This window comes from Thalassotalea ganghwensis (assembly GCF_053485795.1).
In genome coordinates, this window is sequence record NZ_JBQRUM010000001.1 from 317,646 (window position 1) to 330,769 (window position 13,124).

At 38.2% G+C, this 13,124-nt stretch carries 11 protein-coding genes; 1 reads left to right on the forward strand and 10 read right to left on the reverse strand.

The features are described from left to right. Nucleotides 1-46 precede the first annotated feature (46 nt). Complete coding sequence (locus tag ACSLUH_RS01410) at nucleotides 47-1,474, forward strand: asparagine synthetase B family protein (protein WP_448563822.1); 1,428 nt, start codon at nucleotides 47-49, stop codon at nucleotides 1,472-1,474. 13 nt (nucleotides 1,475-1,487) lie between these two features. Here the strand turns inward: ACSLUH_RS01410 and ACSLUH_RS01415 are convergent, their stop codons facing one another. The 10 genes from ACSLUH_RS01415 to rfbA form a co-directional block, all read right to left on the reverse strand. Next, nucleotides 1,488-2,714 carry a glycosyltransferase family 4 protein gene (locus ACSLUH_RS01415; RefSeq protein ID WP_448563824.1) on the reverse strand — a complete coding sequence of 409 codons (1,227 nt, stop codon included), beginning with the start codon at nucleotides 2,712-2,714 and terminating at the stop codon, nucleotides 1,488-1,490. Continuing rightward, entirely contained in the window at nucleotides 2,711-3,814 is a 1,104-nt protein-coding gene (locus tag ACSLUH_RS01420) for a polysaccharide pyruvyl transferase family protein (RefSeq protein ID WP_448563826.1), read from the reverse strand. Before ACSLUH_RS01420 ends, ACSLUH_RS01415 begins: the two co-directional genes overlap by 4 nt. After that, nucleotides 3,807-5,081 (reverse strand): oligosaccharide flippase family protein, encoded by a 1,275-nt coding sequence (locus tag ACSLUH_RS01425; protein ID WP_448563828.1) that lies wholly within the window; start codon nucleotides 5,079-5,081, stop codon nucleotides 3,807-3,809. The genes ACSLUH_RS01420 and ACSLUH_RS01425 overlap by 8 nt, the downstream gene beginning before the upstream one ends. Nucleotide 5,082: 1 nt before the next feature. Then, nucleotides 5,083-5,547 carry an acyltransferase gene (locus tag ACSLUH_RS01430; protein WP_448563830.1) on the reverse strand — a complete coding sequence of 155 codons (465 nt, stop codon included), beginning with the start codon at nucleotides 5,545-5,547 and terminating at the stop codon, nucleotides 5,083-5,085. Nucleotides 5,548-5,614: 67 nt separating this feature from the next. Then, nucleotides 5,615-6,736 carry a non-hydrolyzing UDP-N-acetylglucosamine 2-epimerase gene (wecB, locus tag ACSLUH_RS01435; RefSeq protein WP_448563832.1) on the reverse strand — a complete coding sequence of 374 codons (1,122 nt, stop codon included), beginning with the start codon at nucleotides 6,734-6,736 and terminating at the stop codon, nucleotides 5,615-5,617. Nucleotides 6,737-7,066: 330 nt separating this feature from the next. After that, nucleotides 7,067-9,466, reverse strand: a complete 2,400-nt coding sequence (locus ACSLUH_RS01440) for a hypothetical protein (protein ID WP_448563834.1) — start codon at nucleotides 9,464-9,466, stop codon at nucleotides 7,067-7,069. Between the two features lie 201 nt (nucleotides 9,467-9,667). Beyond that, nucleotides 9,668-10,537: a dTDP-4-dehydrorhamnose reductase gene (rfbD, locus tag ACSLUH_RS01445; RefSeq protein WP_448563836.1), complete on the reverse strand. Its 870-nt coding sequence runs from the start codon at nucleotides 10,535-10,537 to the stop codon at nucleotides 9,668-9,670. 53 nt (nucleotides 10,538-10,590) lie between these two features. Further along, nucleotides 10,591-11,652 carry a dTDP-glucose 4,6-dehydratase gene (gene rfbB, locus ACSLUH_RS01450; protein ID WP_448563838.1) on the reverse strand — a complete coding sequence of 354 codons (1,062 nt, stop codon included), beginning with the start codon at nucleotides 11,650-11,652 and terminating at the stop codon, nucleotides 10,591-10,593. Between the two features lie 36 nt (nucleotides 11,653-11,688). Continuing rightward, nucleotides 11,689-12,237: a dTDP-4-dehydrorhamnose 3,5-epimerase gene (rfbC, locus tag ACSLUH_RS01455; protein WP_448563840.1), complete on the reverse strand. Its 549-nt coding sequence runs from the start codon at nucleotides 12,235-12,237 to the stop codon at nucleotides 11,689-11,691. Next, the gene (rfbA, locus tag ACSLUH_RS01460) at nucleotides 12,237-13,115 is read right to left on the reverse strand and encodes a glucose-1-phosphate thymidylyltransferase RfbA (protein WP_448563842.1); all 879 of its coding nucleotides are present in this window, start codon (nucleotides 13,113-13,115) and stop codon (nucleotides 12,237-12,239) included. The genes rfbC and rfbA overlap by 1 nt, the downstream gene beginning before the upstream one ends. Nucleotides 13,116-13,124 lie beyond the last annotated feature (9 nt).

A 13,124-nucleotide genomic window follows, 5' to 3' on the forward strand; every position in this document is an offset into this window, starting at 1 on the left:
TACGGTACGTTTTTCAATTGGTATTAGCGGGCAGTAGAGGCAAAATATGAAACACAATCGTCAATTTTTGATTTGTAAGCAACAATTGGCTAAACCAAACTTTGACTTTGTCGAGTTAGGTAAAGGCTTTTATCTTAACTATCATACCAATCTATCTATCAAGCTAAGTCAATGCGGTGATAATATTTTATTAGGTCTTGCTTTTAAAAGCATATCTGGAAATATAAAGGATGATTTAAATAAGGTTAATCACAGCAACGTATCGTTAATGACATCTGATTGGAGTGGACGTTGGCTGCTAATTATTAAGGGCAATTTATACCTTGACGCAAGTGGCATGTTAGGTTGCTATTATGGTCAATGTGACAAAGGTTTAGTCGTTTCTTCTAGTTTATCTTTAATTGCTGAGCACTATGACTTTAAACCGCGCACTGATTATCAAAAGATATCTTATGGTAATTCAATGAATTGGTTTCCTCCGCCTTTAACAATATTTCATGGCGTTCGTAAATTATTAATTGGGCATTACTTGTCGATTGAAGAGATGAAAGTACACCCTGTAATAGTGCGAAAAAGTGACTTTAGTCAATTAAATCAAGATGAAATATATGCAGAACTTGCTAGTCGACTAAAAGAAATTATCGCTAATATTAGTTCAGATTTCGGTAAAGAGGTTTATCTTCCTTTAACAGGGGGGTATGACTCTAGGACACTATTATCTGCTTTTCTCGTTCAGCAGCTACCTTTTACAGCGTTTTTATTTGGCCATGATAACTTGTCTTTTGCTGATGCTACTATTCCACGGCAATTGGCTGATAAGCATGACTTCCCTTTATTTTTTATTGATAGAGTCGCAGGCTTCAATCAGGAAAAGTATCAGCAATATATTGAGCATTCAGCAGGACAAGCCGCTGATGCAGGAGTACTTTTTTATGCAAATGGCCAATATGAGCCATTAGTGAAAAAAAGCAAAGTGGCTAAAAAAATCATTATAAGGGGCGGAGTATGGGAAGTTGGTAGGAAAAAATACACCACGAGTGGCATTAATGAAAGTTTGTCCTGTGAAACAGATATTTTAGCCAACTTAGCACAAAGCTTTCCCATTATAAAGCAGTCAAACTTGCACAAGCAGTCAATAGAACAGTGGGTATCACACACTAAAAATACGTATTCAGTATTAGGTTTTAGGGATAGGTTTTACTTAGAACAGAGGATCTCAGGCTGGCTTTCATCGTTGGAGCAAGCCGCTGATATAACCGATTTTGAACGCATTCACCCTGCAAACTGTCAAGATATTATTGAGTTATTATCTCTAGCCCAGCGTCACCCACAACCAGAAATAATCGCTAGACTGAAACCAGAGTTATTAGAGACTCCATTTAATCCTAGAGCTTTAGTCGAGTTACCTTATAGACTTTATAATTTTTTGCGTCGACGCTATCAGCAAATTAGAAATGGTTGTTCTAATCGTTAACATTTTTATCAAATTAGTGACTTCTAAGTTTTTTTAAGAGTCGATGCACATCATAGGCAAAATAGTAAAGCAATCTTAGCTTTTCAAAATAAGGCCATTTATATTGATCGATTTTGTCGGCAGCTAATCTACTAGCTTGTGGGGCCGGTAATGATTGACACTCTAGAACTAAGTCACCTAAGCATTGCGAGTTTTTTTGCCAGGAAAGTTTACTTTCGGCATATTCTCTTACCAAAGGTTTTATTTTTTGAAAGTCATAATCAGTTAGATAAAGCGCCATCTTTTCTGCTAGATCTTCAAATGAAGCAATTGCTTGGGGCCAGTAGTACCCATCAGCTCTTGCATATCGCTTCTCTACTCCAATAGTTTGACAATATGGACTAGAAAACTCATTCATCGGGGCTTCATTTGTCACAATTGTTGGTAAGCCAACCGAAAGTGCTTCGGCAATGGTTAATCCTATCCCTTCCAACCGTGAAGGATATACGTATACGTCTCCTAAATGATAGAGTCCAGGCGCACTGATGGTTTCACAAACAACGGTCAATATACCTTGATTTTTTAAGGCTTCAATGGTATCGGTTAGTGTTGGCATGTGATCTTCCAATGCCACTTGCGTGTGCAGCAAAACGTTAAAGTTTGTACTCTTTTTAGCAAGCTCTTCGGTCGCTAGAATAAGTATATCCGTGCCTTTTCTTAGCGGGCTCATACCAGCAGAGTGAAAGAAAGTAACCACTTCGCTAGAAGCATTGTTTGATGTTGTTTGAGGTATAAAGGTATCAACGTCAGTCCCCCAAGGAATATATTTAGCTTGTGGAAAGTGTTCGAAAACAGAATAGTGTCGGTTAGTGTTACACCAAATTTGATCATAGATACCAAAGGCTTCTACCGTGTCTTCTTTGTAGTAGTCAACATATGCGACCACTTTTATACCATGCTCTTTTGCCCAAATCACTGGTTGCCAGTAATGTTGCTCATTAAAAACAACGAGTTCAATATTTTCTCTATCTATCCAAGCAAGAAACTCTCTTTTGTTTATGTCTGTTGGCATAGGGCTCTGTTGCCTTTTTGCTCGTGTAACAAAAGATTCGTTCCATTTTTCTCCAGACTCAATTTCAGGACAAAAGTGTCGAGAAAAAATAAAAACCTCATGGCCATGCTTGACCAAAACGTCTCTTATTTGTTTACTTACGTATGCTGCACCGCGTTCAAACCATGTGGTGACTACACCTATTTTCATTCTGAATCCTTAAATGCGAAATCTAACATTTCATTGTAAAGCTTTGATTTTTCGTTAACGAGTCTCTGGCATTCTGTTACAAAGGTTAAATAATTATCATTAAAATCATTGACCATAGATAGTAAATCATCCACACCATCTCTCATAGGATGCCATACTTTGCAAATAGCATTTTCCTTTACAAGTTCTAATTTAGGCTCTATGGCGACAGATATCGCAGGAATATTTAATAGCGTGCTGAAAATTACCCCATGAAATCTTGATGAAATGAATAAGTCAAAATGACTTAACTTTTCCATAAAATATTCAATGCTATCATTATCTGGGTTCCAGATCAGGATATCTTCCTGCTGCTCCTGCAAGGTATTTAACCAGTCATTGTCTCTTAAATCACTAAAGACAATATATTGTGCCTTATAGCCGATTTTTCTTATTTGGGTAATTGCTTCTTGTAGGTTATCTTTGTAATTGTCTTCTTCAGTACCGTAATTCCAGTCCCTAATAATTACCCCGATTTTTTTTACCTCAGTAGAGTTATTATTGGTGTTCTTGCTCGCGATGCCTTTGGCAAAACAAATATCTGTGCCATGAAATGCATTAGCATTGTGCTGAGTAACAAATTCATACGATTTTGAATCTCTCACGCAAACAATATCGGTACCTTTTGCATCCAAAATTGCCTGTTCATATAGTTCGTTTTTTACGTGAAAAGGACCAAAGCCAAGACCGAACATCACTTTTTTAACTTTTGATTTCTCGAAGTTCTTTCTTCGTGATTTTGCTAGCAACTTGTTGAGAACAAGCGAGGGGTGTGTGACGCCCAATACTACTTTCTCTATAAAAGGTTTTGATTCTAACTTTTTCGGGAATGAATAATATAATGTTCCTCCACCATATATGTAAGCCTTTTGGGGGACTTGATATGGTTTGGAAAAAGTAACATTTGGTAACCACTTTGTAATATAGTTAGCTTTATTACAGTCTAACGCAATATTAACGCCCGGGTGCTTGTTTTCGATACTTTTAACTAAGTAGTACATTAAAGCATCATCACCGAAGTTACGTAAACCGTAGCCACCTTTAATTACAAAATCACTCACCCACATAGCTCCCAACAATTAAATTAAAACCAGTCTCTTTTTGAATTATATAGACACCTAATACTTTCCAAGCTAACAAGCTTATATTAAGTGCGATTAAAATGCCCAACACGCCAAAGTAATATTGTAGAGGGTAAAATGAAATTAAAAACACGACTGCGCCTAAAGAAACCACTTTGGGTGAGTAGGTGCTTAAGCCAGTAACGTTTAAAAAGCTTACCACAGGTCCTGTTAATATATGTATAAACGCAAAGACGGAAAATAGCATTAAAAATGGCTTAGCATTAGCGTAATGAGACAAATTAAACAACCCGATGATATCATAAAAGAAAAGGTTAATTAAAAGCATGAAGGTAGTTGATATGAATAAGACTGGCCATTTTAGTCTTATAATATAAATTACTTTGTTTTTATCAAGATTAGTTCTATCACTAAATAATTTTGATAGTTTGGGTGTATATATAAAGTTGTATATAAACCAAAAGAAGGTGAAAGCAATTAGCATTTTCTTGGCTATAAAGTAGTCAGCGGTCTGTTCGTTACCAAAAAGTTCACGTACTAAAAGTACATCTAAGTTTGTAGTGATTACTTCGACAAACCCTAACAACAGAAAAGGTAATAGGCTCGAAAGCGAAAGTGTTTTATATGCCTTCTTATTATCTTGCGAAACGCTGTCTTTGAATTGATGTATTTTTTTGACAGTAAAGTATGTCGATAAAATGAAAGTAATTAATGTAGCAAAGAAAAATGCGTATATCAGTTCTATTCGCCAGCTAAGATAGAGTAAATAGATAAAGCCCACCAAGGTGAGCGAGAAAATTATGCTTTCTAAAGAGAGTGCGGTTCGAAATGACTGGAACGATCTTAAGGCAGCGATGTTAGACGCATGAATATTTTGAAAGAAAATAATCAATATTATGGCCATCGAAGCCAAGAGCAGGTTAGTTTCTGTGCTGATAAGATCAGATTTGTAAGCATATAAAAAAGCGATAAAACCAACAAAGAGTGAAGCAGCCGATGAATAGACAAAAATTCTATTTTTAAGTTGAAGTAAATTCCGTTTAGACTCAACCTTTGGGAATAAATCAAGAATAGATAATGACATTCCCATATTACTAAAAATTAAACACAGAGAGAAAAGGCTAATTAAAGCGCTGAATAAGCCAAAATCATTTTTTGATAAAATACTTGCTAGATAGAAATTACTTAAAAAACCGATAGCAATGGCCATAAGTTTAATAAAAGCACTGATTATTTTTGAGTTCAAATTATAATTTTCTTAAAAGTTTATTAATAATATAACTATGCTTTTCAACATCTAGATGGTGATAATTATCGATATCCGTACGAGTGCTGATTACTGTTGCAGGATTTCCTCTAGCAATAGCAAAGTCGGGAATGTCATCAAATACGACACTGCCCATTGCCAGAATAACGCCATTGCCTATTTTTACACCCGGCGCTATTTTAACACCTTCACCGAACCAACAATTGTCACCAATCACCACTTTTTTATTTTTTATTTTTGCGTCATAAGGAAGTAGTGTCGCATTAATGAAATTATGGTTTTGTGTCCAAATCACAACATTAGGCGCTAATATAACATTACAGCCTATTTCTAAGCCACCACCAGCATTGATTAAACAGCCATCACCTATGCGGCAACCATTGCCAATCTTAATGTTTTCGATATTACTGATATTGCAATTACCCAGCAGCAAATGCGTTAACATCGTATTGTTGCTTTTAAAGCGCCTGAGCATCAAGTAGCGTTTGACTTTATTTATAAATTTCATTTAGTTAATGTGAGTTTATTAAGGTATCTAAAATTCGTTGACTCGTCTTGCCATCACCGTATGGGTTATGGGCAAAACTCATCGCTTGATAAGACTCATCGTTGTCCATTAACTCACTAATGGCAGTGGTTATCGCTTCTATATTTGTGCCAACAAGCTTAACAGTGCCCGCTTCTACTGCTTCAGGACGTTCGGTTGTTTCACGCATAACCAGTACGGGTTTTCCTAAGCTAGGCGCTTCCTCTTGTATTCCTCCTGAATCGGTCAGGATGATGTGTGCTCTATCCATAAGATAGATGAACGGTAAATACTGTTGAGGCTCAATAAGAAAAATATTGTCAATGCCTTTTAAGATACGATTGACCGGCTCTCTAACATTTGGGTTTAAATGCACAGGGTAAAGAATTTGCATATTAGGGTAACGTTTGGCGGTATGTGCTAATGCTTCACAAATACGTTCAAAGCCGCCACCAAAGCTTTCTCGCCTGTGGCCAGTCACTAAGATAAGTTTTTTATTGCCATCAAGCATAGGAAACTGTGTCGCTAAATTAGCGTTAAGTTGCTCGTCGTTATTTATTTTTTCTTTTACCATGAGTAAAGCGTCAATAACACTATTTCCAGTGACATAAATATTTTCCGCAGCATAGTTTTCAGACAGCAAATTTTGTTTTGATGTCGCAGTCGGTGCAAAGTGGTACTTCGTTAAGGCACCGGTCAATTTTCGGTTAGCTTCTTCAGGCCATGGAGAGTAAATATTACCGGTGCGTAACCCCGCTTCGACATGCCCGACATCAATTTGCTCATAGTAAGCAGCTAAGCTTGCAGCAAATGTTGTTGCTGTATCGCCATGCACTAATACGACATCGGGTTTAAACGCTTGAAGAACAGGTTTTATTTCTAGCAGTATGCGAGCCGTTACTTCATTTAAAGTTTGTCCTGCTTTCATTAAATCTAAGTCGTAATCAGGAGTAATCTCAAAAAGTTCCAGTACTTGATCAAGCATCTCTCGATGTTGAGCGGTTACACATACTTTCGCATTAAAACGTTCATCGTTTGCTAGTGCATGGACCAAAGGCGCCATTTTTATGGCTTCAGGGCGAGTGCCAAATACGGTAAGTACTTTCATTGTGAGTTCTTATTAAATTCAATTGTTCAGTGACAGTATTTTTGAAAACTTAGCAGCATGCCTTCGCATGAGAAGGTAACTAACATCAAACTAAAGAATAAGTTATCACGTTTTTGCTTGATTATTCATCTAGATAATACGTGTCACTGTAATGATATTACAGCTTTGCGTGATTATACTTAACTCAGCTCGTTATTGCAGTAAGAAAATTGTTTGTGGCGAACTATAAAAAATGAGCGTAATAAGATAGAAAACATTCCATTTATCCCCTTTGGTATAAAAAGGGGATAAATGGGAAGATAATTTTGGCTGGCTTAAAATTATCTCATATTAAGGTGAGGTTAATGAAAACAGGGTATTACCTAATGCGATGTACCAAGCACCATTGCTATATTTACTCGTACCAAGGGCTGAACTAATGAAAACAGGGTCAGCATTTAGTTTACTTAAGTAGCGTTTGCCTTCATAGAGAACCATAATATCGCCATTTTCTGCGAGTGCTTCTATATAGGCATCTTTACCAAAAAAGGTTCTTTGTTGCACAACACCATTGATATCTTGGCTAAAAACATGCAGTTGCTGAAGGTTGCCCAAATCTACGTATGCTGCCCAACCATTATTTATCGCATAAAAACGATATTGACTTGGAACTCTTGCCCAACTAAAACTGTCCGTTCGCATCGTTTCGTTAATGCCATCATGAATGCTAATAGCATTACCATTTTGATAAATAAACCTGCTTCCATCCGATAAAGGTGAGCAAATATAACTTGAGATATTGGGCAGTTGTGTTTCTGTGTTATTTTCAAACTTCATAATATGATCAGCACATGGTCTAGATTCATAGTAAGTATTGATTTGATAGGTTATGACGCCATTACTAGCCACCGAATGATAATACTTACTGCTACTACAACCAGAACCTCGACATGGCGGCCTTTGACTGGCTAATACATTAGTTTTGGTCGAAAACTGTCTTTGCCATAATTGACTGTAATCACTCTCTTTGTCCGAGGTAAAATAAGTCATGAAATCACCACTTACGTGTGGTTGAGAGCGAGTTTGGCCAAGAGAAAGTAGTTCATTTTTATTCCAGTCAAAAAGGTTCTGTGACGCATAATAATCGTCAACCGTATATACCGCTCCAGTGGGAGTTAAAAAACTACCGTCAATATCTATGTTGGTATTTGGTGCGATTTCAACAGGGCTGACAGTATTATTGGTTACGTCGGCGATATCTAATTTATCGCCAGAATTATTGCTATTGTGCAACAACACGTTATCATGATTAAAATCTATTATTTGGCCAGCAAATGAATTCACTGCGGTTAGTTCCGTTGAACTTTCAACATAGATAGGACTGGCAATATTATTCTCTGAGTATTGATTTAGTTCGTCTTTTGCGATTGCTAATAGATAGATCTTTTTGCCATCATAATCACTAAAATCATATGACGCGTTTATCTGATTTTGACCTGATAAAATCACCGTTCCATCATTTATAGAGTTACACCACGATTTATCGCCGCAGTTAACTATGCTGATCTCACAGTCACCGAGTTCATCAGTACAGCTTGCTTCTAGTGCTAATGTTGGTGTAGCAACGCCATGTTTTACTGTGGATGAGAGCGTTACTTGAGGAGGGGTATCATAGGTGATCGTTTTGGAAAAACTATGTTGTTTGCCTTTAAAATCTATGGCTGTTGCTGTTAAGGTGTAGTCTCGTTGAGGCATTCCTGATAATGAAAAAGTTTCTTTAAAATAAGCTTTCTCATCAGTGACCAAATAGCTTTGTAAGGGCTTTGTAATACCAGCGATACTAGCGGAAACTTCTGTAACTTCAATATTAGCGTAAACGCCTACCGCAACAAGAAACTCATCTTTGACAAACTTAGCTGGGTGCGCGTACTTTATGATGACAGGCAATACTTCAACGGTAAGTTGTGCTGTTCTACTTGCACCAAATTCGTTAGTAACGGTTAAGGTGTAAGTCGTTGTTTCTTCTGGTTGAACCAATATAGCTTCATATGATTTAACATTACCGACAGCATTATCGATACTACCTTCGCCACCCGAAAAGGCAAATTCTAACCTTGCGGAGTCTCCTGGCAATATTTGAGCGTCATACTCAGTCCAAAACTTTCCGATGTGTGGCGAAGTAACATTGATAGTTAACTGCGCCGCAACAGATACACCTTTAGCATTAGTCACGGTAAGTGTATACGTGGTAGTCGCTACTGGCGAAACACTGATCGCTGTATTTGAAGAAACAGCTCCGATACCACCATTTACCTGACCCTCTCCGTTTGCAAAGTTAGCAATTAATTCAATGGCCTCCCCTTCTTGGATGTCCGTTTTACTGGCCGTGAAACCAACTATTTCTGGGGGCGCGGTATTGACGGTAATCGTGAGTAATTTAGTAATAGTTTGCCCATTTGAATTTGTTACCGATAGGGTATAGGTTGTGGTCTCTTCTGGTGATATTTGAATTCCTACACCAGAAGAAACATTACCTATGCCTTTATTTATAGAGCCTTCGCCATTTGAAAAAACAGCCGTTATTTCAACACTTTCACCAGCAAAAATAGAGGTCTTATTTGTACTAAAACTGTTAATAACTGGTGATGGAGTAGGGCTAGGTTTTTGTTTATCAGGGCTGTCACCGCCGCCGCACGCGGTTAAAAAAAACAAGAAGATAAAATAAAGAAATAGGTGCTTAGTGTTCGTCATAATTTACAGTCCGTGTAGATACTAAATTTGACGCTATTTTAATAGTTAAAATGGATAAGTCCAAGAAGAAATTTAGGAAGTTCGTGTCGATTCAAATTTTAGTGCTGTTGTAGCCTTCATACAAGAAAGTATACTAAATCGGTAGAAAGATAAAAAGAGGGAAGTTTTAGCTTCCCCCTTTTGTGTGAATCTTCTAACCTTCTAAATTTTTGCTTCGCTCAGCTTGTTGATACATTGCTTTAATTGCACAGACCAATGAGCTGAAGGTTCAATTAAGTAAGAGTCACTCGCGTTAAGCAAGCTAAAGTTTGGCCTTTTGGCAGGAGTAGGGTAGCTAGTTGCAGGAATAGGTTTTACTGGTATTTTCTCTTTTAGTAAACCTTTATCAAAAGCAATGTCTTGAATCGCTACGGCAAAATCATACCAAGAGGCAACGCCGTAATCACTCCAGTGGTATATTGGCGAAATGCTTTGCTGCTCGGTTAATTTCCATAAAAATTTAGCTAAACTGTTAGCTGAAGTAGGGCAGCCAATTTGATCACAAACCACACCTAGCTCTGGCTTTTCTTTCATTAGCCTGATCATCGTTTTGACAAAGTTATTACCATAAGATGAATACAACCAAGATGTTCTTACAATGGCGCTGTTTTCAGAGCAGTGGGTTTGGATTTCCTGTTCGCCGGCGAGTTTAGATGCACCATAAACACTGCAAGGGTTAGTGGTATCATTAACAAGGTAAGCGTTGCTTTGCTGACCATCAAAAACAAAGTCAGTGGACACATGAAGTAGGCGTATATTGTATTTCTTCGCCAGTTTTGCAATATTTTTAACCGCATGCTGGTTGATTGCATAAGCTGCGTCTTGATCTGATTCTGCTTTATCTACAGCCGTATAGGCAGATGCATTAATGATAACATCAGGAGAGAATTTCTTTATTGCGTTGTCTAGTGATTCAATTGAGCCGATATCGACATCATTTCTACCTAAACATAATACGTCGATGTTATCTGGTTTTTCGTCGATTAATTCGTGTGCCAATTGGCCATTTTTACCGATAATTAAAGCTTTCATTTCGTTATATCCTAAAAAAGGCAGCGATAAGCTGCCTTTGTGAGCATGGGAGCCTAATTGCCTAATCGCTCTCTTTGGTAGCTGCCATCTTGCACGTGCTGGCACCATTCTAGGTTGGCTAAATACCACTCTATTGTTTTTTTGATACCTGTGGAAAATGTTTCTTCAGGTTTCCAGCCCAATTCTGAGCTAATTTTACTTGCATCAATGGCATAGCGAACATCGTGGCCGGGCCTGTCAGCCACATACGTGATTAATTGCTTAAAATCACTAATACCGTCGGGTTTATTTGTTACCAACTCATTGAGGTGATTACAAATAGTATTAACAACTTCAATATTTTGTTTTTCATTGAAACCACCAATATTATAGGTTTCACCAACGCTGCCTGTTTCAACAACGCAAAAGAGTGCTTTGGCGTGATCTTCGACAAATAACCAGTCGCGAACCTGTTTACCATCACCGTAAATTGGTAACTGCTTACCTTCTAAAGCATTTAGAATTATCAATGGAATTAGTTTTTCGGGAAAGTGATAAGGCCCATAATTATTGGAACAGTTAGTAACCACGACAGGTAAATTAAAGGTGCGACACCAAGCTCGAACTAGGTGATCAGAAGCTGCTTTTGACGCCGAATAAGGTGAGCTAGGGTCATAAGGTGTTTCTTCTGTGAATAGCCCAGTGTCGCCCAAGTCGCCATAGACTTCATCGGTAGAAATATGGTGAAACCTAAATGCCTGTTTTTCTTGCTCATTAAGCGTGACGAAGTAACTACGAGCCGCTTCTAAAAGCGTATAAGTGCCAACAATATTGGTTTGAATAAAATCACCTGGCCCATCAATAGAACGGTCAACATGACTTTCAGCCGCTAAATGCATTATATAGTCAGGTTTAAATGATTTGATTGTTTCGCTAGCGAAGGCTTGATCGCAAATATCACCATGAACGAAGTGATAGCGCTCATTGTTTTCAATGGATTTTAATGACTCTAAGTTACCCGCATAAGTTAACTTGTCAAAATTCATGACAATACAGTCAGTTTCGTTGATTAAGTAACGAACGAGTGCTGAACCAATAAAGCCAGCTCCACCAGTAATAAAAATTCTCTTACTCATAATTTGTGTCTACTTACCGTGCGCTTTGACCCAATACTAAGGATAGTATTGAGCATCTTTAAATAATTTCCCTGCTTGGTCTTTTTCTGACAGCAGTGGTTGTTCATCTGTTTTTATTGGCCAGTCAATCTTGAGTGCTGGATCATTCCATAACAGACTTTGTTCAAACTCAGGCGCATAGTAATCGGTGCATTTATAGACAAATTCAGCAGATTCTGAGGTGACATAAAAACCATGAGCAAAGCCGGCTGGAACCCACATCATACGTTTGTTTTCACTTGAGAGTAATGTTCCGAAAGACTGACCAAAACTAGGGCTGTTTTCACGCATATCGATCGCCACATCATAAACTTCGCCAGAAATAACTCTCACGAGTTTTCCTTGAGCGTGCTTTAGTTGGTAATGCAAGCCGCGCAATATGCCGTGAGATGATTTGCTATGGTTATCTTGCACGAATGTTACGTTGGCGACATTTTCTTTAAACCAGTCGTCACGAAAGGTTTCTAAAAAGAATCCGCGTTCATCGCCAAACACTTTCGGCTCTAGTATTTTTACGTCAGGAATGCTGGTATTGATAATTTGCATTAAAACACTCGCTCTTCAAGCAGTTTTAACAGGTATTCACCATAACCACTTTTTCGCAGTGGCTCGGCTATCTCTCGTAATTTTTGCTCCGAAATCCAACCATTACGGAAGGCCATTTCTTCAGGACAATTGACTTTTAGGCCCTGACGCTTTTCTACGGTGGCAATAAATTGTGCCGCGGCGAGCAGGTCATCATGGGTGCCGGTATCTAGCCAGGCGGTACCTCGACCCATAATTTCAACTTGTAATTCACCTGCTTGTAAGTACTGGTCGATAACTTCTGTTATTTCAAGCTCACCACGAGCCGATGGTTTAACATTTTTAGCAAATTCAACCACGCGCGAATCAAAAAAGTACAAGCCAGGAACCGCGTAATTAGACTTAGGCTTAGCTGGTTTTTCTTCAATAGAGATGGCCGTACCATTATCATCAAACTCGACTACGCCATAGGCTTTAGGGTTGGAGACATGATAACCAAATACAGTACCACCTGTTTCCTGAGCGCAGGCATTCTTTAAGGATTTAGTTAAGTCATGCCCATAGAACATATTATCTCCCAAAACTAAGGCTGCTGAACTTCCGGCTAAGAATTCTTCAGCAATAATAAATGCTTGAGCAAGGCCATCTGGACTTGGTTGTACGGCATAAGACAAACTAACGCCAAACGCGTCGCCATTGCCGAGAAGGTCTTCAAAACGATGGATTTCTTCTGGTGTAGATATAATTAAAATCTCTTGAATGCCAGCTTGCATTAAGGTTGCAAGTGGATAATAAACCATCGGCTTGTCATAAACAGGCATTAGCTGTTTACTTACAACTTTGGTTAACGGATAAAGGCGTGTGCCACTGCCGCCAGCTAATATGATTCCTTTACGCATAGGAGATTA

Coding starts and splice junctions, on each gene's coding strand:
- ACSLUH_RS01410 (WP_448563822.1), top strand. CDS start 47: ATGAAACACAATCGTCAATTTTTGATTTGTAAGCAACAATTGGCTAAA.
- rfbA (WP_448563842.1), bottom strand. CDS start 13,115: ATGCGTAAAGGAATCATATTAGCTGGCGGCAGTGGCACACGCCTTTAT.
- rfbC (WP_448563840.1), bottom strand. CDS start 12,237: ATGCAAATTATCAATACCAGCATTCCTGACGTAAAAATACTAGAGCCG.
- rfbD (WP_448563836.1), bottom strand. CDS start 10,537: ATGAAAGCTTTAATTATCGGTAAAAATGGCCAATTGGCACACGAATTA.
- ACSLUH_RS01430 (WP_448563830.1), bottom strand. CDS start 5,547: ATGTTAACGCATTTGCTGCTGGGTAATTGCAATATCAGTAATATCGAA.
- ACSLUH_RS01415 (WP_448563824.1), bottom strand. CDS start 2,714: ATGAAAATAGGTGTAGTCACCACATGGTTTGAACGCGGTGCAGCATAC.
- ACSLUH_RS01440 (WP_448563834.1), bottom strand. CDS start 9,466: ATGACGAACACTAAGCACCTATTTCTTTATTTTATCTTCTTGTTTTTT.
- rfbB (WP_448563838.1), bottom strand. CDS start 11,652: ATGAGTAAGAGAATTTTTATTACTGGTGGAGCTGGCTTTATTGGTTCA.
- wecB (WP_448563832.1), bottom strand. CDS start 6,736: ATGAAAGTACTTACCGTATTTGGCACTCGCCCTGAAGCCATAAAAATG.